The organism is Mesorhizobium sp. WSM4837, from assembly GCF_055811435.1.
This window is the reverse complement of sequence record NZ_JBVVQE010000003.1, coordinates 91,491-114,235: the sequence shown is the minus strand read 5'-3', so window position 1 is coordinate 114,235 and position 22,745 is coordinate 91,491. Positions and strand designations below refer to the sequence as shown.

General features: G+C 61.7%; 24 protein-coding genes and 1 pseudogene. 10 read left to right on the top strand and 15 right to left on the bottom strand.

Annotated elements, in window-relative coordinates; genetic code table 11:
- A complete protein-coding gene (locus AC0L3D_RS02905; RefSeq protein ID WP_473643027.1) occupies positions 1-2,889 on the top strand; it encodes an EAL domain-containing protein in 2,889 nt (962 codons plus the stop codon).
- A 276-nt stretch (positions 2,890-3,165) separates the two neighbouring features.
- The gene (locus tag AC0L3D_RS02900) at positions 3,166-3,573 is read left to right on the top strand and encodes a DoxX family protein (RefSeq protein ID WP_473626424.1); all 408 of its coding nucleotides are present in this window, start codon (positions 3,166-3,168) and stop codon (positions 3,571-3,573) included.
- Between the two features lie 145 nt (positions 3,574-3,718).
- Here the strand turns inward: AC0L3D_RS02900 and AC0L3D_RS02895 are convergent, their stop codons facing one another.
- A complete protein-coding gene (locus tag AC0L3D_RS02895) occupies positions 3,719-4,741 on the bottom strand; it encodes an oxygenase MpaB family protein (protein ID WP_473643025.1) in 1,023 nt (340 codons plus the stop codon).
- Positions 4,742-4,888: 147 nt separating this feature from the next.
- The gene (locus tag AC0L3D_RS02890) at positions 4,889-5,152 is read right to left on the bottom strand and encodes a DUF4242 domain-containing protein (RefSeq protein ID WP_128245646.1); all 264 of its coding nucleotides are present in this window, start codon (positions 5,150-5,152) and stop codon (positions 4,889-4,891) included.
- 149 nt (positions 5,153-5,301) lie between these two features.
- On the opposite strand from AC0L3D_RS02890, the gene AC0L3D_RS02885 reads away from it, so the two are divergent.
- A complete protein-coding gene (locus tag AC0L3D_RS02885) occupies positions 5,302-6,180 on the top strand; it encodes a LysR family transcriptional regulator (protein WP_287049776.1) in 879 nt (292 codons plus the stop codon).
- A 40-nt stretch (positions 6,181-6,220) separates the two neighbouring features.
- Here AC0L3D_RS02885 and AC0L3D_RS02880 read toward each other — a convergent pair.
- Positions 6,221-6,316: pseudogene (locus AC0L3D_RS02880) on the bottom strand (LysR family transcriptional regulator); the annotation flags it as partial.
- Positions 6,317-6,533: 217 nt separating this feature from the next.
- Between AC0L3D_RS02880 and AC0L3D_RS02875 the strand changes: the two are divergent.
- The 3 genes from AC0L3D_RS02875 to AC0L3D_RS02865 all read left to right on the top strand — a co-directional run bounded on the left by AC0L3D_RS02875 (position 6,534) and on the right by AC0L3D_RS02865 (position 9,678).
- Entirely contained in the window at positions 6,534-6,977 is a 444-nt protein-coding gene (locus tag AC0L3D_RS02875) for a nuclear transport factor 2 family protein (RefSeq protein ID WP_473626421.1), read from the top strand.
- Between the two features lie 424 nt (positions 6,978-7,401).
- The gene (locus tag AC0L3D_RS02870) at positions 7,402-8,211 is read left to right on the top strand and encodes a class I SAM-dependent methyltransferase (protein ID WP_473643023.1); all 810 of its coding nucleotides are present in this window, start codon (positions 7,402-7,404) and stop codon (positions 8,209-8,211) included.
- Positions 8,212-8,664: 453 nt separating this feature from the next.
- Positions 8,665-9,678 carry a transglycosylase SLT domain-containing protein gene (locus AC0L3D_RS02865; protein WP_473643021.1) on the top strand — a complete coding sequence of 338 codons (1,014 nt, stop codon included), beginning with the start codon at positions 8,665-8,667 and terminating at the stop codon, positions 9,676-9,678.
- Positions 9,679-9,805: 127 nt separating this feature from the next.
- On the opposite strand, the gene AC0L3D_RS02860 is transcribed toward AC0L3D_RS02865, so the two are convergent.
- On the bottom strand, positions 9,806-10,414 hold the full coding sequence (locus AC0L3D_RS02860) for a YqgE/AlgH family protein (RefSeq protein WP_023799312.1): 609 nt from the start codon (positions 10,412-10,414) through the stop codon (positions 9,806-9,808).
- Between the two features lie 168 nt (positions 10,415-10,582).
- Between AC0L3D_RS02860 and AC0L3D_RS02855 the strand changes: the two genes are divergently transcribed.
- The 3 genes from AC0L3D_RS02855 to AC0L3D_RS02845 all read left to right on the top strand — a co-directional run bounded on the left by AC0L3D_RS02855 (position 10,583) and on the right by AC0L3D_RS02845 (position 12,606).
- On the top strand, positions 10,583-11,389 hold the full coding sequence (locus tag AC0L3D_RS02855) for a protein-disulfide reductase DsbD domain-containing protein (RefSeq protein ID WP_473626416.1): 807 nt from the start codon (positions 10,583-10,585) through the stop codon (positions 11,387-11,389).
- Between the two features lie 120 nt (positions 11,390-11,509).
- Complete coding sequence (locus tag AC0L3D_RS02850; protein ID WP_027152367.1) at positions 11,510-12,010, top strand: peroxiredoxin; 501 nt, start codon at positions 11,510-11,512, stop codon at positions 12,008-12,010.
- A 116-nt stretch (positions 12,011-12,126) separates the two neighbouring features.
- Complete coding sequence (locus AC0L3D_RS02845) at positions 12,127-12,606, top strand: DUF2938 domain-containing protein (protein WP_473626620.1); 480 nt, start codon at positions 12,127-12,129, stop codon at positions 12,604-12,606.
- Positions 12,607-12,659: 53 nt separating this feature from the next.
- Here the strand turns inward: AC0L3D_RS02845 and rnhA are convergent, their stop codons facing one another.
- From rnhA to coxB, 11 genes are all read right to left on the bottom strand, one after another.
- Positions 12,660-13,193: a ribonuclease HI gene (gene rnhA / locus AC0L3D_RS02840; RefSeq protein ID WP_023799316.1), complete on the bottom strand. Its 534-nt coding sequence runs from the start codon at positions 13,191-13,193 to the stop codon at positions 12,660-12,662.
- Complete coding sequence (locus tag AC0L3D_RS02835) at positions 13,190-14,152, bottom strand: homoserine kinase (protein WP_473626415.1); 963 nt, start codon at positions 14,150-14,152, stop codon at positions 13,190-13,192. The genes rnhA and AC0L3D_RS02835 overlap by 4 nt, the downstream gene beginning before the upstream one ends.
- Before the next feature lie 5 nt (positions 14,153-14,157).
- Complete coding sequence (gene ispH / locus AC0L3D_RS02830) at positions 14,158-15,168, bottom strand: 4-hydroxy-3-methylbut-2-enyl diphosphate reductase (RefSeq protein ID WP_027152363.1); 1,011 nt, start codon at positions 15,166-15,168, stop codon at positions 14,158-14,160.
- A gap of 97 nt (positions 15,169-15,265) precedes the next feature.
- Complete coding sequence (locus tag AC0L3D_RS02825) at positions 15,266-16,018, bottom strand: SURF1 family protein (protein ID WP_473626414.1); 753 nt, start codon at positions 16,016-16,018, stop codon at positions 15,266-15,268.
- On the bottom strand, positions 16,015-16,401 hold the full coding sequence (locus AC0L3D_RS02820) for a DUF983 domain-containing protein (protein ID WP_473626412.1): 387 nt from the start codon (positions 16,399-16,401) through the stop codon (positions 16,015-16,017). The genes AC0L3D_RS02825 and AC0L3D_RS02820 overlap by 4 nt, the downstream gene beginning before the upstream one ends.
- An 82-nt stretch (positions 16,402-16,483) precedes the next feature.
- Complete coding sequence (locus AC0L3D_RS02815; RefSeq protein WP_473626411.1) at positions 16,484-17,365, bottom strand: cytochrome c oxidase subunit 3; 882 nt, start codon at positions 17,363-17,365, stop codon at positions 16,484-16,486.
- A gap of 1 nt (position 17,366) precedes the next feature.
- The gene (locus tag AC0L3D_RS02810; RefSeq protein WP_031254967.1) at positions 17,367-18,008 is read right to left on the bottom strand and encodes a cytochrome c oxidase assembly protein; all 642 of its coding nucleotides are present in this window, start codon (positions 18,006-18,008) and stop codon (positions 17,367-17,369) included.
- An 8-nt stretch (positions 18,009-18,016) separates the two neighbouring features.
- Positions 18,017-18,178: a hypothetical protein gene (locus AC0L3D_RS02805; protein ID WP_077381685.1), complete on the bottom strand. Its 162-nt coding sequence runs from the start codon at positions 18,176-18,178 to the stop codon at positions 18,017-18,019.
- Between the two features lie 2 nt (positions 18,179-18,180).
- The gene (locus AC0L3D_RS02800) at positions 18,181-19,125 is read right to left on the bottom strand and encodes a heme o synthase (protein ID WP_473626409.1); all 945 of its coding nucleotides are present in this window, start codon (positions 19,123-19,125) and stop codon (positions 18,181-18,183) included.
- Positions 19,126-19,202: 77 nt separating this feature from the next.
- Positions 19,203-20,852, bottom strand: coding sequence for a cytochrome c oxidase subunit I (gene ctaD, locus AC0L3D_RS02795; protein ID WP_023799325.1), 1,650 nt, complete (start codon positions 20,850-20,852; stop codon positions 19,203-19,205).
- Positions 20,853-20,889: 37 nt separating this feature from the next.
- Positions 20,890-21,768 (bottom strand): cytochrome c oxidase subunit II, encoded by an 879-nt coding sequence (gene coxB, locus AC0L3D_RS02790; RefSeq protein WP_236387989.1) that lies wholly within the window; start codon positions 21,766-21,768, stop codon positions 20,890-20,892.
- Between the two features lie 375 nt (positions 21,769-22,143).
- Here coxB and AC0L3D_RS02785 point away from each other — a divergent pair, with 375 nt between their 5' ends.
- A complete protein-coding gene (locus tag AC0L3D_RS02785; protein WP_473533882.1) occupies positions 22,144-22,734 on the top strand; it encodes an invasion associated locus B family protein in 591 nt (196 codons plus the stop codon).
- Positions 22,735-22,745: the final 11 nt, after the last annotated feature.

Sequence of the window (22,745 nt, the reverse complement as noted above, 5' to 3'; positions counted from 1 at the left end):
TTGACGAATTTCCTGCGAATCGGGTCGTTGTTCGCCTTTGTGCTGACGGCAATCGTCGTGCTCTGCGCGGCGTCCTCGGCCTTCGCCGTCGAACCGATCAAGATTGCCCGCGACGATGTGGCGCTCGACCTTTCGGGCGCCGTCGAAATATACCGCAACCAGGGCGAGAATTTTCAGGTGTCGACGGCTCCGGGACCGGACGGCATCGTGCGGCGCATCGAGGTCGAGGCCAATGATGCGCGCTCGACCGGCGACTGGGCGGTGTTCGCGCTTGCCAACACCACCGACCAGCAGCTCGACAGGCTGATCGTCGCACCGCATTTCCGGCTGGTGAATTCCGGTATCTTCTGGCCGGATCTCGGCTCGACCCGCATTGCCGCGATCACGCCCAGCGAGGGCTTCGCGCTCGACCGCCAGAGCAGCCCCGACGCTGATGTGTTCCGGGTGACGCTGAACCCCGGAACGGTGATCACCTTCATTGCCGAACTGGCGTCGCCCAAACTGCCGCAGGTCTATCTTTGGGAGCCGGAATCCTACAAGGATTCGGTCAATTCCTACACGCTGTTTCGCGGCATCGTCATCGGCATCGCCGGCCTCCTGGCGCTGTTCCTGACCATCCTTTTCGTCGTCAAGGGGACCTCGATGTTCCCGGCAACCGCAGCGCTCGCCTGGGCGGTGCTCGCCTATATCTGCATCGATTTCGGCTTTCTCAACAAGGTCCTGGAAATATCGCCCGGCAACGAGCAGATGTGGCGGGCAGGAACGGAGGTGGCGCTTGCGGCGACGTACGTGGTGTTCCTGTTCGCCTATCTCAACCTTAACCGATGGCACGGCCATTTCAGCTACGGCGCTCTGGTCTGGATTCTGGGGCTGCTGCTGATCGCCGGCGTCGCAATCGTCGACCCGGCGGTCGCCGCCGGCATCGCCAGGCTGTCCTTCGCCGCCACCGCGCTGACCGGCCTCGGCCTGATCATCTTCCTCGGCATACGCGGCTACGACCGTGCCATCATGCTGGTGCCCAGTTGGGTCATGGTCCTGTTGTGGCTATGCGGGTCGTGGATGGCGATCACCGGCATGCTCGACAACGACATCGCCCAGCCGGCACTGGGCGGCGGGCTGATCCTCATCATCCTGCTTATTGGCTTCACCGTCATGCAGCACGCCTTTGCCGGCGGTGCGCTGCATCAGGGCCTGTTCTCCGATCTCGAACGGCAGGCGCTGGCCGTGGCCGGATCGGGCGACACGGTGTGGGACTGGGACGTGATGCGCGACCGCGTCGTCACCAGGCCGGATGTCAGCATCCAGCTTGGCCTTGCGCCCGACAGCCTGGGCGGCGCTGCCCGCAACTGGCTGCCGGTACTCCATGCCGACGACCGCGACACCTTCCGTACGACGCTCGACGTGGTGCTCGAACACCGGCGCGGCCGGGTGTCGCAGAGTTTCCGCCTGCGCGGCGCCGACGGGCACTATCACTGGTTTTCGCTGCGCGCCCGGCCGGTGATCGGATCGGACGGCGAGGTCATCCGCTGCGTCGGCACCATGGTCGACGTGACGGAGCAGAAGAAGTCCGAGGAGAGGCTGTTGCACGATGCCGTGCACGACAATCTGACCGGCCTGCCGAACCGCGAATTGCTTATGAACCGGCTGGAGGCGATCATCTCGATCGCGCGCACCGAAGAGAAGGTCCGTCCCACCGTCTTCGTCATCGACATCGACCGGTTCAAGCAGGTCAATGACGGGCTCGGCATCTCGGCCGGCGATACCATCCTGCTCACTGTTGCGCGCCGGTTGCACCGGCTGCTCAAGCCGAAGGATTCGCTGTCGCGCTTTGCCGGCGACCAGTTCGCGCTGATGCTGCTTTCCGAGCAGGACCCGGCCCGCATTGCAGCCGTTGCCGATGCCATCAAGCATGCGATCAACAATCCGATTACCTTTGCCAAACGCGAGATCGTGCTGACCGCCTCGATCGGTCTGGTCACCTGGACCTCGGCGCAGAGTTCGGCCGAGGACATGGTCAAGGACGCCGAGCTTGCCATGCACCAGGCCAAGCGTTTTGGCGGCGACAGGATCGAACCGTTCCGACCCGCCTTTCGGACCGTCGGCACCGACCGGCTGCAGTTCGAGTCCGACCTGCGCCGCGCCATCGAACGGCGCGAATTCACACTCGCCTACCAGCCCATCGTGCGGCTGGAAGACGGCAGTGTTGCCGGCTTCGAGGCGCTTTTGCGCTGGGATCATCCGCGTCGCGGCATGATCCCGCCAGGCGATTTCATCCCGGTCGCCGAGAGCTGCGGCCTGATCGTGCAGCTTGGCTTGTTCGCCATGCAACAGGCCGCCGAAGATCTGGCGGGATGGCAAAAGCAGATCGGCGACGCGCCGCTGTCGGTTTCGGTCAACCTGTCCAGCCGACAGCTCATCCGCCGCGATCTGGTCAGCGACGTCCGGTCGGTGATCGCGCGGGCCAATCTGAAGCCGCGCTGTTTCCGGCTCGAGCTCACCGAATCGCTGGTGATGGACAATCCCGAGCAGACAGCCCATGTGCTGAACAAGCTGAAGAAGCTTGGCATCGGCCTGTCGCTGGACGATTTCGGCACCGGCTACTCATCGCTGGCCTATCTGACGCGCTTTCCCTTCGACACGATCAAGATCGACAAGAGCTTTGTCGACGACACCACACCGAAGCGCGCGGTGCTGCTCAAATCGATGGTCAACATGGCGCATGAACTCGGCCTTTCGGTCGTGGCCGAGGGCATTTCGGACGAAAGCGATGCGCTCGAGCTGCGCCAGATGGGCTGCGAATATGTGCAGAGCTTCATGTTCGGCGCGCCGATGCCCGGCGATCAGGTGCTGAGGACGCTGAAGGAACAGTATCCGCTGACCCGGGCTTGATCTTGTTCATGTCGTTGTCCCAAAACCGCTGCCATTTTTGGGCGGCATGAGCCTGGCGATTGGCACCCGCTGGAGCGCATCGGCAAGGTCTCAGCTCCCGCGGCTCGGCACTCCATCAAAAGTACGACCGGCGGTCACGCGACTGTGAACTGGGAGTATTGGTTTACGGCTCGCGCTGTGCATCATACCGACTTCGCGAAATCGGTGCGAAGAGCTGACCCGCTGATAATTCAGCCTGCTGCCCGGAATCACCGGGTCATGATGGAGGCCCAACTGATGAATTTCGACAAGATTTCTGCCTGGGCTCCGGTGTGGTTAAGCGTCGTGAGGATCATGTCAGCGCTGCTGTTTCTGGAGCACGGAACTCAAAAGCTCTTCAATTTTCCGCCCGCTCCCGAGCCGATGCAACTGTCGGGGCTTATTGTGATCCAGGCATTGATCGAGCTGATCGGAGGCGCGCTGCTTGCCCTCGGACTCTTCAGCCGGCCCGTCGCGTTCATTCTGTCCGGCAACATGGCGGTCGCCTATTTCATGGCGCATGCGCCGCAAAACTTCTTTCCGGTTGTCAACGAGGGCGACTCGTCGATCCTCTACTGCTTCATTTTCCTGTACTTCTTTTTCGCGGGAGGCGGCGCGTGGAGCGTCGATGCGGCCCGTCGCGGGACCGGCCTCGCGACGCCCTGAACAGGATCGCGAGGGAACTTGCTGGGCGGCTACCAGCGGAGCATGTCCGACAGCCTGCCAGGTCGAAATGATAGGAAGTTCCGGCTCCGCTGATCGTCGCTTTCGGGCCCTTCGCTGGACATTCCCCAACACGAGATACGCGCCCTTAGGGCGGCCGTTGCCGCACTTTTAACCCGTCGCTTTCCCTTATGCGGGCATCAAATCCCGCATGATCGCGACCGTGCTGCTCGTGTCTAGGTGCCTTCTGTCGGCGATAGAGATAGTTCTCGGGAAGACCGAGGCGACGGCTCGACTGGACGGCCGGAGATGAAGGGAGCACGATGCGCTCGCAGATTGCAGCCGTCGTCTTCACAAAAGCACGCTCCCACGGATTCAACGTCCAGTGGTCGCCGAGTGCCAACCGCTTGCGGACCCAGCGGGGCAGGATCTCGACAGCCGCCTTCAGAAATGGCCGCTGAAGCGGTTGAGCCACCCCCGGCAAGACGGGAACGTCTTCCATGATCTGCAGGAATTCCAGGACGATCGGCGATGCGACGAGTCTTTGCCTCATCACGTCGAACAGCGCGTAAAGCTCGGCCTGCGACGTGGGCGCGTCAACCGCACCATAGAGAAGCGCGACGGGGCGAGCCTCGGCAAACATCGCATCCCGTTCGAAAAAACGCAGTCGATGCACATAGACGTGATAGGCCTCCATGAAGCCAAACCCGGCCGTCGCTTGCACCCAGTCCAGCAACTCCGGGTCGGTGGCGTGGTATGGCTCACCTTCGCTGGTTCGGCCTGAAACGCGCCCATGCCTCCTGACGACACCTTCAATCATGGCCTTGGCCTTGGTCCGGGGACCGTAGACCGTGACCAAGGCGGCGAGGCCGGTGCGCCGTAATCGTCGGAGCGCGTCGGAGCGGAATGTGCTGTGCTGCCAAATGGCGTCGCGAACCCGCGGCTCTGCCAATTCGAGCAGCACCGCCGTAACCCCGCCGATGAACAGCGCAACCGGGTTCTTGAAAATACGCCACGACACCGAGCTGGGCGGCAACAGCGCCGGCTCGCCCTGCGGGGTCGAGAAGTCCATCTGCGATCCGAGCCGCTGGCGCATGAACGACTGCGCAAGGGTGTCCACACGACGCTCAAGCAGGCGAGGCAGAGGAAGGGTGCCCGAATTGCCAAACATGCTCCGACTCTCCTGGCAACGCGTGTGGCTGGCGATGCAGCACGAACGACTTGGCCCTTCCGTCGTTCCAAAGATTCAAACTGGCGCGCTGCATAACTCCGCAAGAACACCGCCCGGACAGTCATCACGAGCCCGATCGCGCCGGCCCTATGGGGTGAGATCGAGCGCCGGCACGATTCTGTGATAGGGCAGCCCCGCCTCGTCGTTTAGACGCTTCACGTCGACATCGGAGGCAGCGTCAAACAGGCACATGCAGCGCCCGTCCTCCGGTGCGAAGGTCGAGCGCAGGTAGCTGATGTCGGTCCCGTTGGAGGCCATCTCGGCGGCTTTGCTGATCGCCGCCTTCTGCGCATCTCCCAGCGCTTCCATGCTGATGCCCTTGAGATCGCGTTCCACCATGTAGACAGTCATTTCCTTCTCCTCCTGTGAACAGTGACCCCAAGAGTTGAATGCAGCGGCGGGCGAAAGAGAACGACATTTTTTCTATCGATCGATAGCCGACAGTTATCGATGAAAGGATTACAATGTCGTTTCGTGGAACCGCCTCGGGAGGGCTCGCCATGGAGATGTTTCAGGTCCGCTACGTGCTTGCCGCCGCGAAGATGCTGAACTTCACCAAGGCCGCCACTGATTGCAACGTGTCTCAGCCGGCGCTCACCAAAGCGGTCAAGACGCTCGAGGATGAGCTTGGCGCGCCCTTGTTCCACCGCGAAGGAAGGCGCGTCCTCCTGAGTGAGTTCGGACGCTCCATTCTGCCGCATCTTCAGCAGATCATGCAGGAGGCCCACGCAACCAGAACGCTTGCCGACAATTTCAGGCTGCTCAACCAGGTGCCGATCCGCCTCGGCGTCATGTCGACCATCGGCCATGTGAAACTCGCCCGGTTCCTCGCAAAGTTCCAGCGCGACTATCATGGCGTCGAGCTTGAAGTGAGCGAGGCGAGCGTTCAGGAACTGAAAAACAGGCTTGAGCAAGGCGATCTCGATCTTGCCGTTCTCAATCCGCTGGAGGGATTGGGAGCGGCGTTCCGCGTCCATGATCTCTACAGTGAGCGTTACGTCGTCGTATTCGCGCCGGATCACCGGCTTGCGAGCCTCAATGCAATCAAGTTGGTCGATCTCTCTCAAGAACCGTATGTCGATCGTCTGTCCTGCGAAATGCGGGACCTGGTGATGGGTGCGTGCCGGGAAAGAAACGTCAGCCTTTATGCCCGTTTTCGTTCCGAACGCGAGGATTGGATCCAATCAATGGTGCTGGCGCGGATCGGCTTCGCCTTCATGCCTGAATATTCGGTGACATCGCCTGAACTTTTGCAGCGTCCGCTGATCGAACCCGCGGTGGCACGCACGGTGTCCCTGGCTAGCGTTCCGGGCCGGCCCTATAGCCCGGCGACGGCGGCAATGGTCCGAGCTGCCCAGACGTTCGATTGGCCAGGCTAGGTGATTATTGCTGAGGCGTGAGCTTTGCTGATTTGAGATGCGTCAGATTCAACTTCTCGGCCGCTCGGCCCACGTGGCACTCGTCGGGCACGATCTCAAACAGAACGAGGAGGTTGAGATCAATTCTGTTCAGCATGTCGATGAAATCGTATCACTGGATTCAGCATCATCGAAGTGCGATCTCCTGAGCAAGCGGAGCAGCGCAAGGCGCGCTTCGCATCGGAAACAGCTGCAGGAGCACCCGCATGCCAGTATCACGACGTTCCCTTCTCGCCGCAGCAAGCGCTGGCGTGGCATTGTCACAAACTGCAAGATTAACGAACGCCTCGGCACAGGCTCTTGCGGAGCCTGCCATGGACCAGACGGTTGCCGATCTCGTCGAGCGGTCTGCGGAAGCAAATTCGGCGCTGATGCGCGGGGAGATAACGAAGTACTACGAGGTGACCCCACATACCGGGGACTTCCTGCTGATGTCTCCATTCGGCGGAAAGCCCACGCGGGCTGCTGAACTGACTGCGGAGCGGATCGAGGCGATGGGCCGCTTTTTCAAGAACGGCACCTTCGAGCACGAACTTCTTCAAGCCTATGGTTCCGCCGACATGGTGGTCCTCGCGATCATTGAACGCCCGCATGTCGAGGTCGGCGGTCTGCCAGCCCAGGATTGGCCGCTGCGGGTTACCTTGGTCTATCGCCGCGAAGAGGCGGAATGGCGCTTGGTGCATCGGCACGCTGACCCCCTGGTCAAGGGCGTGAGCCTGGAGCAGGCGGCGGCCCTTGCACGCGGCGAAGCCGCGTGATGCGAAGAGTGTTGCCATCCCGACGGAGCGCTCTGGCTGCTGGTCCAAAGCCCGCTGAAGGTTTTCGCTTCTCGTCGATGCAAAACGTCATTCTATGGCGCCAAATGTGGCCCGACGCGCCTTGCGGGCACCTGCTGGTGCCGGTGAAGTAGATCTGCCACAGTCATGCGCCCTGCTCGCTACAGACGGTTGAAAACGGCTGAAAGCAACGCCTGAAGTCAGGGCCACGTTGCCGAGCCTGATCGCGCCTTGCGGATCCTCGAAACGCCAGGCGCGGACTCTCATTCTCCGGCCGCTTCACCTATGCGAGCCTGACTGCCCGAAAGCCGCATAGATTGTTCACGTGCGATGGGTAGTTGTCCTGTTGGATCTAGCGCGGGTGAAGGGTCACAATGGTCGGATGGAAATTTGAGGGAGGACGATCATGACCTTGCCCAGCTACGCAATGAACCAGGTAAGTTTCCCGGAGATGTACGAGCGGTGGCTCGTCGGCCCTCTCTTCCGTCCATGGGCCGAGATGGCTCTTGACGAGTTGGAATTGTCTTCGGGCGATCGCGTACTCGATATCGCTTGTGGAACGGGAATAGTGGCGCGCGTTGCAAGAGAGCGGCTCGGTGGAGCCGGATTTATCGTCGGTATCGACGTCAGCGCGGACATGCTTGCCGTGGCGCGGGCTGTAGAACTAGCCATCGACTGGCGCCAGGGCAATGCCGGCGAGTTGCCTCTGCGTAGTGGTGAGACGTTCGACGTGGTCGTCTGCCAGCAAGGACTGCAGTTCTTTCCTGACAAACCCGCGGCGGCGGCGCAGATGCGTCGCGCGCTGACGAAGGGCGGCAGGCTGGCGATCGCCACGTGGCGCCCGGACGACGAAATCCCGTTCTTTCGCGAACTGCGCCGCGTCGCGGAGCGCCATCTGGGCGCCATCGCCGATCAACGGTACAGCTTCGGGGAAGCGGCTCCACTTGAGGCGCTGCTGCGAGACGCCGGCTTCCACGAGGTCCGATCGAGGATTGTTTCGCGCACCATCCATTTCGGGGAAGGCGTGCCTTTCCTGCATTTGAATACGATGGCGCTGGTCGGGATGAGTTCCTTAGCCAAGGATTTGGGTGATCAGGAACGCAAGCGCGTCGTGGAGGCGATCGTGAGCGAGAGTGCGCCCGTGCTGCAACCATACACCATCGGGTCGGGACTGGCCTTCGAGCTCAGCACCAATCTGGCGACAGCCAAAGGCTAAATGATCTCTCACCAACGGAGATCTGGTTCGATCGAGTATTGTGACGAGAATGGCTGCTCATTCACAATCTGCCGTTCGAGAACCGAAAGGATTGCCCGGCTGCGGTCGAGGGCAGACCACCTCAGGGAAATTTCTGCTCGCCAATCGAGGGGCTTCACAAGCAACGCATCGGCTACGCAGCCCTCGATTAAACCAGCTTGTTTTACATTTCGAATTATTTTGCCGCACTGTGGCCATTGTGCCGCCATTATCCATGACTAGTTGAATGAAGCACTGACCGTTCTTCTTGTCTTTTTCGACGTTGACGGCTCAACGTTGGAAATAGACCTGCCCCAAAATATCTGGGCGGCTAGACAAGGAACGGAGGGGGACCTGGCGTCACTCCAAAGAAGATTTGAATTCTTTGCTTGCGGAGCCTTCGTCCTTTCGGGCGGACGGCCTTTCTCGAAAAGGATGGCGGGGCTTGGCCTGGCGGCGACCGTGGCAGCCATGCCATGGCCGGTCTATTCGGGAGTCCTGGTCAACGGCGTGACCGAAGCCGCGGTTGCCACTGCTGTTCCGTTCTCGGCTCTGAGTTTCCCCTCGGCCGCGCCCGAGTTCGACATCATCGATCCAGACACCATATCGACCTCTGGACGCGAGGGAGAACGCACGCTGGCCGAGGCATTGAAGGGCACCGTCTCCATCCTTTCCGAAGGCGCGGAACAGATCGTCATCGGCATGTCGATCCACGAGTTCGGCGAGTATAAGGTGTCGCAGCACATCGCCAGCGAAATCCTTCGTGCAGCCAAGGACACCCAATTTCCTGCCGATACGCTTTTTGCGATCGCCGAAAAGGAATCCTCCTTCGACATCAACAATCGCCCGTCTAAAGGGTCGGCGCTTGGTCTTATGCAATTCCTCGACCAGACATGGCTCGAGGCGGTGAAGAAGCACGGTGCAGAATTCGGCCTGGGCGACGAAGCGGAACTGATACGGACCCGCCCCGAGGGCAAACGCGAATACCATTTCGTCGAGGACAAGGCCGAAGAACAGCGCATCCTTGAATTCAGGCGCGATCCCTATCTGTCGGCGGCACTTGCGGCCAAGAACCTTCTTGCGGCCAAGCAACGCATCGAAGCTCGTCTTGAGAAGGCCATGGATGAAAGGGATCTCTACCTCCCCCATTTCCTTGGCACCAACGGGGCAGCAGCGCTCCTGTCGAATGCCGATGAGAAGCCCAATGCCACGGCCAGCACAATCTTCCCCAAGGCGGCACGCTTCAATATTGCGATCTTCAAGGCCGAGGGAAAACAGCTCACCGTCGGCCAGTTTCACCAGCGCCTGCGCTCCTTCCTGGAAGCCCGCATCGGCAAATACAGCGATGTCGAAACGCGCGTGAAACAGGCTGACCTGTCCTGGACGTCGGGTTTCGAGAATCTCGTCTACGATCTGGGCAAACGGCTGGCGATGGCAATGCGGCGGTAACCAGCCAGGTATCGGGTTTTCACTTCTAAAGCGCGTCGCGTTGATCGGCCTCACGCGACGCGCTTTAGGTTGTCGTTTTATGCATGTCGCTATCGCAAAACCGCTACACACTTTTGCGCGACATGCATTAGGCGTGACCGGCGGCCAGGCTGAGATGCGCGAGGTCGATACCGATCGAAGCGAGTATCCGGTCGTATTTGCGCTCGATGTCAGTATCGAACAGAAGCTCCGCATTTGCCGGGCAGGTCAGCCAACCGTTCTCGGCGATTTCGCTTTCCAGCTGACCGGCGCCCCAGCCCGAATAGCCGAGCGCCATCAGCGCGTGCCGAGGCCCGCGGCCCGACGAAATGGCGCGCAATATGTCGACGGTCGCGGTCAGGCAAATGTCGTCGGAGACGGCCAGCGACGATTCCACCCGGTAGTCGCCCGAATGCAGGACGAAGCCGCGGCTGCGGTCCACCGGTCCGCCGTTGCGGACGACGAAGTCGCGGGCCTGCGCGGGCAAGCGGATCGCCTCCTGTTCGTTCATGATGCCGAGTTGCACGAGCAGATCCGGAAACAGCATCTGCTGTGTCTGGTTGATGACCAGGCCCATCGCGCCTTCGTCGCTGTGCGCGCAAATATAGATGACGGAGCGCGTGAAGCGGTCGTCCTTCATGCCGGGCATGGCAATCAGGAACTGGTCGTCGAGAAAGCCGCGTCCCGCAGCCATCTTCTTGTGGCGCAACAAGTCCATGAGGGGAGCGTAACGCGTTTCTGGAGCGCCGAAAAGATGCGCCGCGCGCGATTTGGTCGCAGATGTGCATCCAAGGCACGCAAAGCTGTGCCCGAGGTCACGCAAATATGATAGCAGCGACGCCATGAAGTCATTGCGCAGCCATGAACGGACGCTCAAATCACCGCCATGCAAAGCTTGAAGGTCCTGTTGCTCAGCGCCGCTGTCGGATGTGGAACCGGTCTTCCCGCCGCAGCCTCCTCGTCGATCTGGTATGAAAGCGAAGGCGGCAAAGTACGCCTTGTGACCAGCGGCAAGCCCGACACAGCCGGACGCATCCATGGCGTCCTCGATATTTCGCTCAAGCCTGGCTGGAAAACCTACTGGCGCGATCCGGGCGACGCGGGCGTGCCGCCGCAAATCGATATCTCGGCCAGCACCAACATTGCCAACGCGACGTTTTCGTTTCCACCACCCCAGCGCCACGACGACGGCTCCGGCAAATGGGCCGGCTACGACCATCCGGTTTCGCTGCCGGTAACGTTCACGCTGTCGGCGCCGAACGAGCCGGCCGTCATCGTTGCCGATATCTTTCTCGGAATTTGTGAGACGATCTGCATCCCGGTGCAAACAAAGCTGACCATCGATCCGGGCTCCGATCCGGACAATGTCGAAGACGCCGCTTTGGTGAAGGCGGCGCTTGCAACGCTGCCTGCTCCCGCAAGACCCGATTTCGGCGTCAATATCCTGCCGGGCGACCGCGCGACACTGATTGTCGAGGCGAGCTTTCCGGGCAATCCCAGAGCAGCGGATTTCTTCGTCGCCGGCGAGCGGGACTACATGTTCGGCGTGCCGGCCCGCAGCGAAAAGGACGGCAAGCTGGTGTTTACCGTGCCGATCCTCGACAGACCGACGACGACGCCGACGGATGGCGGACTTTACTACACGCTGACAACTGCGGCCGGCGCCGTCGAAGGCCTGCTGCCGTTCCCTTGATCCCCAGCAAGGGATGTTCGATCGAACATCCCTTGCTCCGGCCACCCCGACAGTTGCGGGAAACGGCTGAATTCGCTATCGCAAGGACACTCCCTTCCATTTGTCAAAACGAGGACCACGATGATGATTGCCGTTGGCGACAAGCTGCCCCAAGCGACCTTCAAGACGATGACTGCCGACAGCGCAAAAGCGATCACGACGGCCGAGATTTTCTCGGGAAAGAAGGTGGTGCTGTTCGCTGTTCCCGGCGCTTTCACGCCGACCTGCTCCAACAACCATCTGCCCGGCTTTCTGGATAATTACGACGCCATCCTGGCGCGCGGCGTCGACACCATCGCCGTCGTCGCCGTCAACGATGTTCACGTAATGGGCGCCTGGGCCCGCTTCAGCGGCGGTGAAGGCAAGATCCTCTATCTTGCCGACGGCAATGGCGATTTCGTCAAGTCGATCGGTCTCGACGCCGACCTTTCCGGCGGTGGCATGGGGCTGCGCTCGAAGCGGTTTTCGATGATCGTCGACGACGGCAAGGTCGCCGCGCTCAATGTCGAGACAAAGCCTGGCGTTGATGAATCCGGTGCTGCTCACATTCTCGGACAGCTTTCCGTTTTGGCGACAGCATAGGCCGAGGTTGCCGCGGTCCTTGGCCTGACGATCGCGCTCGTTTCGGCAGCCGCGCGTCCAATTGGGCGTGCAAAGAACGCTGTTCGGGAATTGCCTGCTTTTAGGAGACCTCAATGATGTTTGACCACTTCTGGCGCGCTGTGGCGATCGGCATCGGCGCCACGGCGCTCATGGACCTCTGGGCGATTTTCCTGAACACGGTGTTTGCTCAGCCACGGCCGAACTGGGGACTGGTTGGTCGCTGGGTCTGGCACCTGAGGGACGGCAAGGTCTTCCATGACGATATCGGCGAGGCAGCACCCTATGCACATGAATCGGCGCTGGGCTGGGCCTTCCACTATTTTGTGGGCATCGTCTACGGCATCGTTCTGGCCGTTTTGGCGGGAGCGGCGTGGCTGGCCGCGCCGACCTTCCTGCCGGCCTTCATCCTCGGCATCGTCACCGTAGGCGCCGGCTGGTTCCTGCTGGCGCCCGGCATGGGCGCCGGCTGGGCCGCGTCAAAGCGCCCCAACCCGATGCAGATCCGCGCCCTCAACCTCGTATCGCATTCTGTGTTCGCGCTCGGACTTTTCGGCACAGCGCTGCTGATCCGCTGAATATGGCGGACCAGACTGGTCAGTAGTCCAGACTGGTCAGTAGCCCAGACTGGTCAGTAGCTTTGGGTCGAGCGGCGCAATTTCCTGGCTGCCGGCTGTTTGGCTTGGGTGTTTTCCCCAGCCGAAACGGGCGCGGGCCTGGCCGTCTTGTTCTTGAACGGCGCCATGCCGAGCCGCGCCAATTCGTCGGCACGCTCGTTCTCCGGATGGCCGGCATGGCCCTTGACCCAATGCCAGATCACCTGATGACGGTTGCGCGCCTCGTCGAGCGCCTGCCACAGTTCGGCATTCTTCACCGGTTGCCTGGCAGCGGTCTTCCAGCCGTTGCGCTTCCAGCCGTCGATCCAGCTGAAAATGCCGTCCTTGACATAGTTGCTGTCGGTATAAAGATCGACCGCACAGGGTTCTTTCAGCGCATTGAGCGCCGAGATGGCGGCCAAAAGTTCCATGCGGTTGTTGGTGGTAGCAGCCTCGCCGCCCGACAGTTCCTTCGTGACGCCCTTGAAGCGCAGGACAGCCCCCCAGCCGCCAGGCCCCGGATTGCCCGAACAGGCACCATCGGTAAAGATTTCGACACGCTTGGTCATGTCAGTCCGTATTCGGAAGGAGATTTGATCGCCCGGTGGAAACGCATACGCCTGATATATTCGGTCGGATCGCGTTTCACGACCAGCCCGCCGTTGGCAATGATCAGCCAGTCGTAAAGCCGGGTCAGCATGAAGCGCAGTGCCGAGCCGCGCGCCAGCATCGGCAGCGCAGTTTTCTCTTCGCCGCTCAAGGACCGCACGCTTTGGTAGCCGGCAAGCAGCGCCGTGCCCTTGGTCAGGTTGAAGGAAAAATCCTTCTCGAAGCACCAGGCATTGAGGCAGGTAGCGACATCATAGGCGTAGAGATCGTTGCAGGCGAAATAGAAGTCGATCAGCCCCGACAGTTTCTCGCCGAGGAAGAAGACGTTGTCGGGGAAAAGATCGGCATGGATGATGCCTTCCGGCAGGCCGTTCGGCCAGTTCCTCTCGAAATCAGCGAAGTCGGCATCGACCTCGGCCGCCAGTCCCGGCTCGACCTCGTCGGCGCGAGGGCGAGAGGCGCTCCACAGCTTGCGCCAGCCATCGATGGCAAGGGCATTCGGACGGGTCATCGGAAAGTCGGCGCCGGCCAGATGCAGCGCCGCCAGCGCCTTGCCGACCTCGCCGCAGTGCGCTGATGTCGGCCGCCGCAGCGAAACGCCTTCGAGGAAGGTGATGATGACCGCCGGCCGGCCGGCAAGCGTTCCGATGACGTCGCCATCATGCGCGGTCACCGGAAGCGGGCAGGAAATGCCCTTCCTGGCGAGATGGCTCATGAGGCCGAGGAAGAACGGCAGGTCGGCCTTGTCGACGCGCTTTTCGTAGAGCGTCAGGATGTAGGAGCCGCTGGTCGTGTGCAGCAGGAAGTTCGAGTTCTCGGTGCCTTCGGCTATGCCCTTGTAGGACAGGAGATCGCCGACTGGATAGGCCTTCAGGAACGCGCCGAGCTCGCCTTCGTTGACGTCGGTGTAGACCGCCATGAACCTTACGCGGCCCCGTTGACGAAAGCCATGTCGGCGGCCGTCAGCTCGACGTCGCGCAGCACCCGCATCACCGGAAAATCCTCGGTTTCCGTCGCCGTCACCGCCAGCTCGATGGTTACGTCGAAGCGCTGCCGGAACGCATCGATGATCTCGTCGACGATGATTTCCGGCGCCGATGCACCTGCCGACAGGCCGAGCGTCGAGATGCCGGCAATCTCGGTCCATGGAATCTCGGAGGCGCGCTGCACCAGAAGCGACATCGAGGCGCCAGCGCGTTCGGCCACTTCGACGAGACGCCGCGAATTTGAGGAGTTGGGAGCACCGACGATCAGGAAGAGATCGGCACCCGCGGCGGTCTCCTTTACCGCTTCCTGGCGATTGGTGGTGGCATAGCAAATCGATTCCGCTGCCGCCGCATGCAAATCGGGAAAACGATCCTTAAGCACCCGAATGATGCCGGCGGTGTCCTCGACCGACAGCGTCGTCTGGGTGACGAACCCGAGCGCCTGCGGGTCGGCGGGCACCAAATTCGCGGCATCGGCTTCGGTCTCGATCAAGGTGACGGCGCCGTCCGGCAACTGCCCCATCGTGCCGATCACTTCCGGGTGGCCGGCATGGCCGATCAGAAGCACGTGACGGCCGAGCCGCTGATGGCGCATTGCCTGCTTGTGGACCTTCGACACCAGCGGGCAGGTGGCGTCGAGATAGAAGAGGTTGCGCGCCTGGGCGTCCGCCGGCACCGACTTCGGCACGCCATGCGCCGAAAAGACGACCGGGCTCTGGCGATGCTCAGCCGGTATCTCGGAGAGCTCCTCGATGAACACCGCACCGAGGCTTTGCAGCCCCTCGACGACGTAGCGATTATGCACGATCTCGTGGCGAACATAGACCGGCGCGCCGTATTTCTTCAGCGCCAGGACGACGATCTGGATGGCGCGGTCGACGCCGGCGCAGAAGCCGCGCGGCTGGCAGAGCCTTATCGTCAGCGGTGGCTTTGTCGTCGTGTGAAGCATGATTCCCGGCCGGTTGGTCGTAGCGTGAACTGAAGTCTTGAACTCAAGGCGCGAAATGAGGTGCGCACCCCTGCCCTGTCAAGGGCACCAGTGCTGATCATTCTTTCGCCGGGCGGCGAAGCCTGAAGATGAGGACGCCGGCAAGGGCAGCGGCAAGGCCGTACCAGGTTACGGCGTATTGCAGATGGCTGTTCGGCAGCTCGATGATTGTAACGCCGCCGACCGGCAGCCCGCCCGGGTTCGGCGTGGCGTCCGCGTCGATAAAGAATGGCACCAGCCCCGCACCTGCCGGCAGACCGGCGCTGGCCGCCATGGCGTCGCGATCCTTCCAGTAGAAGATGTTTTTCTGCGGATCATTGTCGGGAAGCATCATCGAGGGCTTTGCCGGCAGCGGATTGCGGGCGAGCCCCGTCACCGTCACCTGGCCCGCACCCTGGCTTTGCGGACGCTTGGCTGCGTCCTTGAGATCGTACGGCACGAAGCCGCGATTGATCAGAACGAAGCGCCCGTCCTCCAGATGCAAGGGCGTGAAGACATCGAAACCGGACTGGCCTTCCCAGGTCGCGAAGAAATGTCGCTCGCCTTGATGCAGGAAGGTGCCTGATGCCGTCACCGGCGTGTAATCCACATCGCCGCTGGCGGCAAACCGCTTTTCGACCTCGGCCAACGGCACGGGCGCTGAGTGCGTGCGCTGGTCGATGGTCTGGAGAAGACCCTCTTTCCAGTACAGGCGCTGGAGCTGCCAGGTGCCGAGCGCCAGCAGGATGAAGAACAGCACGAGGCCAAGCCCAAGCAGCAATGCCGTCTTCGGCCGCGAACGGCCCGCAATCGAAGCGGATGTCGTGCTCATTCGCCGAGGTCCAGCCTGCCCTCTGCCGCCTTGTTGCGGTATTGCAGCGTCAGGAGCACGCCCTTGATCAGCCTGAGCGCGCCCAGGCAAAGCACCAGCGTCAGCGGTATCCACAGCAGGAAATGCAGCCAGAGCGGCGGGCTGAGCGTCACCTCCATCCACAGCGCCAGCCCGACGACGATGAAGCCGATGATCAGGATGACGAACACCGCCGGACCGTCGCCGGCATCGGCGTAGGAATAGTCGAGGCCGCAATTGGCGCAGCGTCCGCCGACGGTGAGGAAGCCGGAAAACAGCCGGCCCTCGCCGCAGCGCGGGCAGCGGCCGTGCAGGCCAGCCGAAATCGGATCGATTGCTGGCCAGATCGCCTTGTCGTCGCTCATTGCGATACTTTAGTGCCCTTCACTCCAAAAGGTAAGGCGGCCACGTCGCCGCAGCCGCCTCATCGATTTCCTCAGGAAGATTTCAGTGGCCTTCGATGACCGCGCCGCTCGAGGCCCAGACATAGATCGACGCGAACAGGAACAGCCAGACTACGTCGACGAAGTGCCAGTACCAGGCGGCGGCCTCGAAGCCGAAATGGTGCTTGGGCGTGAAGTCGCCCTTCATCGCGCGGACCAGGCAGACCAGCAGGAAGATGGTGCCGATGATGACGTGGAAGCCGTGGAAGCCGGTCGCCATGAAGAAAGTGGCGCCGTAGATCGAATCCCTGAAGCCGAACGGCGCGTGCATGTATTCGTAAGCCTGCACCATGGTGAACAGGATGCCGAGACCGACGGTCAGCACCAGGCCGTTGATGAGCCCCTTGCGGTCGCCATGAAGCAGCGCGTGGTGCGCCCAGGTCACCGTAGTGCCCGACAGAAGCAGGATGACGGTGTTGTAGAGCGGCAGGTGGAAGGGGTCGAGGACCTCAACGCCCTTCGGCGGCCAGACACCGCCGGTGAAGGTGGCGCGGGCATATTGCTGTGCCTCGCCGGGAAACAGGCTGGCGTCGAAGAAAGCCCAGAACCAGGCGACGAAGAACATCACCTCGGAAGCGATGAACATCATCATGCCGTAGCGCAGATGCAGCGACACAACACGCGTGTGGTGGCCTTCATGCGCTTCCCTGATGGTATCCGACCACCAGGCGTACATGGTGTAGATGACGATCAAGAGGCCGATGAAGAACAGCCACGGATTGGCGATGTTGAAGCCGAAGATCGGGAAATCGCCGCCCTTGAGATACTGCATGTAACAGACGCCGCCGATCGCGGTGACCAACGCGCCGACCGAGCCGAGGAATGGCCACGGGCTCGGGTCGACGAGGTGGTAGTCATGTTGTGGTTTTGCGTGCGCGTCTGCCATATCAACCCCCGAGGCTTCGTTCGGTATGTGAAACTTTGTTGCTTGTGCCTTCGGCCGGCACTGTCGACGCCACCGGCTTGGTCTTCTCGTTCTTCTCGACCGGGAACATCGTGTAGGACAGGGTAATCGTCTTCAGGTCCTTCAATTCCGGCGCATTGACGATGTCGGGATCTACATAGAACACGACCGGCATGTCCAGCGTCTCGCCAGGCTTCAGCGTCGTATCGGTAAAGCAGAAACACTCAACCTTGTTGAAGTAAGACCCCGCAAATTCCGGCTGCACATTAAAGGTCGCGCGGGCCGTCGTGGCGCGGACGAACTTGTTGGTCGCGCTATAATGCGCCTGCGCCGTCTCGCCTATCTTGATGGTGACGGAGCGGGCGACCGGCTCGAACTGCCAGGGCACGCCGGCCGTGTTGGCGTCGAAACGGATGGTGATATCGCGGTCGAGCACCCGGTCGGCATATTGCTGCGTTGCGCGTTTCACAGTGCCGCCGTAACCGGTCGCCTGGCAGAACATCGCGTAGAGCGGCACCGCGGCATAGGCCATCCCGATCATGCCGCCGAAAAAGGCGATGCAGACGCCGGCGACGACGCGGTTGGTGTTCTTCTTTTGAGGATTGGTCACTGTTTGGCGGTTCATCTTGAGCCTCACATCGTTCCGGTGAGGTTGTGACCGAATTTCACGACGGTCGCGATGTAGAAGATGACGACAAGCACCGCCAGCGCCAGGCCGATGGCTACCGAGCGGTTGCGCCGGGCCTTCTGTTGGCGCTCCGTCAGCGTGACGAGTTCAAGCTTCTTGTCGGCCATGGTCATGCTCCGCCCGTGGCCAGCGCGCGCCCGACAACGCAGTCGGCAAGGTAGATGGCGAAGATGGCGAAGAGGTAGAGCAGCGAGTAGCCGAACAATGCCTTGGCTGGCTTCATCACATGGTCGTCATCCGCCATCCGCAGCACCTGCCACGCATACCAGACGAAGCCGGCGCCAAGCAGCACCGCAAGGACGCCATAGACGGGTGTGGTGAAGCCGAGCGCCCATGGCAGCACGCCAACCGGCGCAAGGATCAGCGCATAGGCGAAGATCTGGCGTCGGGTCGAAGCCTGGCCGGCGACATTCGGCATCATCGGGATGCCGGCCCTGGCATAGTCCTCGGACTTGAAGAGGGCGAGCGCCCAGAAATGCGGCGGCGTCCACAGGAAGATGATCAGGAACAGGACGACGCTTTCCAGGCTGACGGTTCCGGTCACCGCGGCCCAGCCGATCACCGGCGGAATGGCGCCGGCAGCACCGCCGATGACGATGTTCTGCGGGGTCCAGCGCTTCAGCCACATCGTGTAGACGACGGCATAGAAGAAGATGGTGAAGGCCAGGAGCGTCGCCGACAACCAATTGACCAGCACGCCGAGCGTCATCACCGACAGCACCGCCAGCACCAGGCCGAAACTCAGCGCCTCGCCTGGCCGGATGCGGCCGGCCGGCACCGGACGGCTGGCGGTCCTGGTCATCACCGCATCGATATCGGCGTCATACCACATGTTGAGCGCGCCGGACGCGCCAGCACCAATGGCAATAGCCAGGATCGCGATCACCGCCAGAAGCGGATTGATGGCCACAGGTGCCGCGACCAGGCCGACAAAGGCGGTGAACACCACCAGCGACATGACGCGCGGCTTCAACAGTGCGAAGAAATCGCCCGCCGTCGCTTCCGACATGCGAAAGCCCGGTTCGTCAGTCAAGGTGTCGTCGACAAGCGCCATGCGTACTTAAAGTCCATCATTCCGTTGGCCAAAACCGCCGGGCGAACCGGCGATTCAGTATTCGCCCAGGCAGAAGCCTATTTGATCTTCGGCAGCTGTTCCCACTGGTGGAAGGGCGGCGGCGAAGGCAGCTGCCATTCAAGCGTCGTCGCACCCTCGCCCCATGGATTGGCGCCGGCCACCCGCTTCTTCTGGAAGGCCTCGAACACGCCATAGAGGAAGATGACCACGCCGACGGCCGAAATATACGAGCCGTAGGACGACACCATGTTCCAGCCGGCAAACGCATCCGGATAGTCGATGTAGCGGCGCGGCATGCCTGAAAGTCCGAGGAAATGCTGCGGGAAGAAGACGAGGTTGACGCCGACGAAGGTAACCCAGAAGTGGGTATTGGCGATGACAGGCGAATACATGTAGCCGGTCATCTTCGGGAACCAGTAGTACCAGCCGGCGAAGATGGCAAAGACCGCGCCCAGCGACAGCACATAATGGAAATGCGCGACCACGTAATAGGTGTCGTGCAGCGGGCGGTCGAGACCGGCATTGGCAAGCTGGACGCCGGTAACGCCGCCGACGGTGAACAGGAAGATGAAGCCAATCGCCCACAGCATCGGGGTCTTGAGCGAAATCGACCCGCCCCACATGGTGGCGATCCACGAGAATATCTTCACGCCCGTCGGCACCGCGATAACCATCGTGGCGAAGACGAAATAGCGCTGCGTGTCGAGCGACAGGCCGGTCGTGTACATGTGGTGCGCCCAGACGATGAAGCCGACCGCCCCGATCGCGACCATGGCATAGGCCATGCCGAGATAGCCGAAGATAGGCTTCCTGGAGAAGGTCGAGACGATGTGGCTGACGATGCCGAAGCCCGGCAGGATCAGGATGTAGACTTCCGGGTGCCCGAAAAACCAGAACAGGTGCTGGAACAGGATCGGGTCGCCGCCGCCGTCGGGCGCGAAGAAGGTGGTGCCAAAATTGCGATCGGTCAAAAGCATGGTGATGCCGCCGGCCAGAACCGGAAGCGACAGCAGCAGCAGGAAAGCGGTGATCAGCACCGACCAGGCGAACAGCGGCATCTTGTGCAGCGTCATGCCAGGCGCGCGCATGTTGAAGATGGTGGTGATGAAATTGATGGCGCCGAGGATCGATGAGGCGCCGGCGATGTGCAGCGACAGGATCGCAAGATCCATCGCCGGTCCGGGCTGGCCCGAGGTCGATAGCGGCGGATAGATCGTCCAGCCGCCGCCGACGCCGTAGGCGCCAGGCGCGCTCGGCACGAAGGCCGAGATGATCAGAAGGATGAAAGCCGGTGGCAGCAACCAGAACGAGACGTTATTCATGCGCGGGAATGCCATGTCCGGCGCGCCGATCATGATCGGCACCATCCAGTTGGCGAAGCCGCCGATCAACGCCGGCATGACCATGAAGAAGATCATGATCAGCGCATGGGCGGTGGTGAAGGCATTGTACATGTTCTTGCCGCCGTCGAGCGCAGCGTCGGCGTTCAAGCCGTAGACCATCTGCGCCAGGCCGGTGAAAATCTGGATCCCAGGCTCCTGCAGTTCCATACGCATGACGACCGAAAGGGCACCGCCGACGCAGCCCGCCATGATCGCGAAGATCAGGTAGAGTGTGCCGATATCCTTGTGGTTGGTCGAATACACCCACCGCACCCAGCCATGATACGGCTTGTGGTCGTGGTCGTGAGCTGCAGCGTCTGCCATGTTCGGCTCCGTTCCCTGATCTTTTCTGGTCGCGGCATCAGTTGCCGGCGGCCGCTACCTTGTCTTTGCCGTCGACCTCGGCCATCAGCGCCTTGTTGGCGCCGGGAAGGTCGGTGCCGGCTGCTGCCAGCCAGGTCTTGTACTGGGCGTCGGAGACGACGCGGATCGCGATCGGCATGAAGGCGTGGTCCTTACCGCAGAGCTCCGAGCACTGGCCGTAATAGAGGCCTTCCTTTTCCGCCTTGAACCAGACCTCGTTGATGCGACCCGGAACCGCGTCGGTCTTGATGCCGAAGGACGGCATGGCAAAGGCGTGGATCACGTCTGCCGCCGTCACCAGCACCCGGGTCATGGTGTTGACCGGCACCACCATCTCGTTGTCGACGGCGAGCAGGCGCGGATAAGCGCCGCGGTCCTCCTTGCCGGCCGCGGCGCGGTCAGAATCCGCCAGGATCGCCGAGTTGAAGGAAAGCGTGTTTTCGGTCTGGTATTCGTAATCCCAGTTCCACTGGTTTCCCGTCGCCTTGACGGTCAGCTTGGCTTCCTCCGGCGGCGTGTATTGCGCAGTCAAGAGCTGGAACGAGGGGATGGCGAGCAAGAGCAGGACGACGACCGGCCCGACCGTCCAGATTACCTCAATCAGCGTGTTGTGGCTGGTGCGCGACGGGGTCGGGTTGACGCTCGCGCGAAACTTCAGGATGCAATAGGCGATGAGAAAGAGCACGAAGAGGGTGATCGGCACGATGAACCACAGCGTATAGTGCTCGAACCGGGCGATCTGCCGCATCATGTCGGTGGCTGCGGGCTGGAAGGTCATCTCCCACGGCGCAGGCTGGGCCGCATGGGCGGATGCACCGGTGAACAGTGTGGCGGCAGCGCTTGCCAGGAGTTTGGCGCCTGCTAGGAATTTTCTCATTGCCGTCATCATCTCCCAGTTCCTCGCGATCGGACCGCAAGAATATCGAACAACGCCGGGACGGGAATCCCGGATAGTCCCGAGGCTGGTTCAAACCATACTCTATTTGCCTCTGCAAGAAAGGAGCGGGGGAAACCGTGCGGCATTTTTGCGCGCAAGCGCGGCTGCGCCTTGTGGCGGCGGCCGCGGCGGTGTCGGACCCGCGAACGCCCGAGCGGCGGAGTGTCCCGGCAAAATGCGCCGGGCCGTCGCAATTCGGGCGAATTTGGCACGGAAAAGCGCACAATTGCCTTGGTCGAGGCAGGCCGGCAGTGGTCTCATCCTTTACTTGCCCTTGGCGCGGCTTAAAGTGCCGTGATTCGCAATGGAGCCGTCATGAACTCTTGGCTTTGGGGACTTGGGCTTTCGAGACTTGGGCTTTCGAGAAGCTTGTCGAACGTCATCCTTCTCGCTGCCGTGTCTTGCGTTGGCCTTGCTGGGATCGGCCTGTCCTATGTTGGCTCGTTTGGCCTCAGCCAGGCCAATGCCGCGCAGCCAAGCGGCAAGGTGCGGACGACGCATGGCGCATGGTCGATCATCTGCGACACGCCGGCTGGCGCCACATCGGAACAATGCGTGATGATGCAGAACGTCGTCGCCGAAGACCGTCCCGAGATGGGGCTTTCCGTCGTCGTGCTGCGCACCGCCGACAACAAGGCCGAAATCCTGCGCGTGCTGGCGCCGCTCGGCGTGCTGCTGCCCAACGGGCTCGGCCTCAATGTCGACGGCAAAGATATCGGCCGGGCCTATTTCGTGCGCTGCTTCCAGGACGGCTGCTATGCCGAGGTCATTCTCGAAAAGCCACTGCTCGATACGCTGAAGACCGGAACGTCAGCCACCTTCATCGTCTTCCAGACGCCGGAGGAAGGCATTGGCATCCCGGTCGAGCTCAAGGGTTTCGCCGACGGTTTCGCCGCGCTGCCTTGAGACGGCGCGAG

Excerpts from the sequence above, each read along its gene's own strand:
- AC0L3D_RS02900 (WP_473626424.1), top strand. The coding sequence starts at position 3,166 with ATGAATTTCGACAAGATTTCTGCCTGGGCTCCGGTGTGGTTAAGCGTC.
- AC0L3D_RS02895 (WP_473643025.1), bottom strand. The coding sequence starts at position 4,741 with ATGTTTGGCAATTCGGGCACCCTTCCTCTGCCTCGCCTGCTTGAGCGT.
- AC0L3D_RS02890 (WP_128245646.1), bottom strand. The coding sequence starts at position 5,152 with ATGACTGTCTACATGGTGGAACGCGATCTCAAGGGCATCAGCATGGAA.
- AC0L3D_RS02885 (WP_287049776.1), top strand. The coding sequence starts at position 5,302 with ATGGAGATGTTTCAGGTCCGCTACGTGCTTGCCGCCGCGAAGATGCTG.
- AC0L3D_RS02875 (WP_473626421.1), top strand. The coding sequence starts at position 6,534 with ATGGACCAGACGGTTGCCGATCTCGTCGAGCGGTCTGCGGAAGCAAAT.
- AC0L3D_RS02870 (WP_473643023.1), top strand. The coding sequence starts at position 7,402 with ATGACCTTGCCCAGCTACGCAATGAACCAGGTAAGTTTCCCGGAGATG.
- AC0L3D_RS02865 (WP_473643021.1), top strand. The coding sequence starts at position 8,665 with ATGGCGGGGCTTGGCCTGGCGGCGACCGTGGCAGCCATGCCATGGCCG.
- AC0L3D_RS02860 (WP_023799312.1), bottom strand. The coding sequence starts at position 10,414 with ATGGACTTGTTGCGCCACAAGAAGATGGCTGCGGGACGCGGCTTTCTC.
- AC0L3D_RS02855 (WP_473626416.1), top strand. The coding sequence starts at position 10,583 with ATGCAAAGCTTGAAGGTCCTGTTGCTCAGCGCCGCTGTCGGATGTGGA.
- AC0L3D_RS02850 (WP_027152367.1), top strand. The coding sequence starts at position 11,510 with ATGATGATTGCCGTTGGCGACAAGCTGCCCCAAGCGACCTTCAAGACG.
- AC0L3D_RS02845 (WP_473626620.1), top strand. The coding sequence starts at position 12,127 with ATGTTTGACCACTTCTGGCGCGCTGTGGCGATCGGCATCGGCGCCACG.
- rnhA (WP_023799316.1), bottom strand. The coding sequence starts at position 13,193 with ATGACCAAGCGTGTCGAAATCTTTACCGATGGTGCCTGTTCGGGCAAT.
- AC0L3D_RS02835 (WP_473626415.1), bottom strand. The coding sequence starts at position 14,152 with ATGGCGGTCTACACCGACGTCAACGAAGGCGAGCTCGGCGCGTTCCTG.
- ispH (WP_027152363.1), bottom strand. The coding sequence starts at position 15,168 with ATGCTTCACACGACGACAAAGCCACCGCTGACGATAAGGCTCTGCCAG.
- AC0L3D_RS02825 (WP_473626414.1), bottom strand. The coding sequence starts at position 16,018 with ATGAGCACGACATCCGCTTCGATTGCGGGCCGTTCGCGGCCGAAGACG.
- AC0L3D_RS02820 (WP_473626412.1), bottom strand. The coding sequence starts at position 16,401 with ATGAGCGACGACAAGGCGATCTGGCCAGCAATCGATCCGATTTCGGCT.
- AC0L3D_RS02815 (WP_473626411.1), bottom strand. The coding sequence starts at position 17,365 with ATGGCAGACGCGCACGCAAAACCACAACATGACTACCACCTCGTCGAC.
- AC0L3D_RS02810 (WP_031254967.1), bottom strand. The coding sequence starts at position 18,008 with ATGAACCGCCAAACAGTGACCAATCCTCAAAAGAAGAACACCAACCGC.
- AC0L3D_RS02805 (WP_077381685.1), bottom strand. The coding sequence starts at position 18,178 with ATGGCCGACAAGAAGCTTGAACTCGTCACGCTGACGGAGCGCCAACAG.
- AC0L3D_RS02800 (WP_473626409.1), bottom strand. The coding sequence starts at position 19,125 with ATGGCGCTTGTCGACGACACCTTGACTGACGAACCGGGCTTTCGCATG.
- ctaD (WP_023799325.1), bottom strand. The coding sequence starts at position 20,852 with ATGGCAGACGCTGCAGCTCACGACCACGACCACAAGCCGTATCATGGC.
- coxB (WP_236387989.1), bottom strand. The coding sequence starts at position 21,768 with ATGAGAAAATTCCTAGCAGGCGCCAAACTCCTGGCAAGCGCTGCCGCC.
- AC0L3D_RS02785 (WP_473533882.1), top strand. The coding sequence starts at position 22,144 with ATGAACTCTTGGCTTTGGGGACTTGGGCTTTCGAGACTTGGGCTTTCG.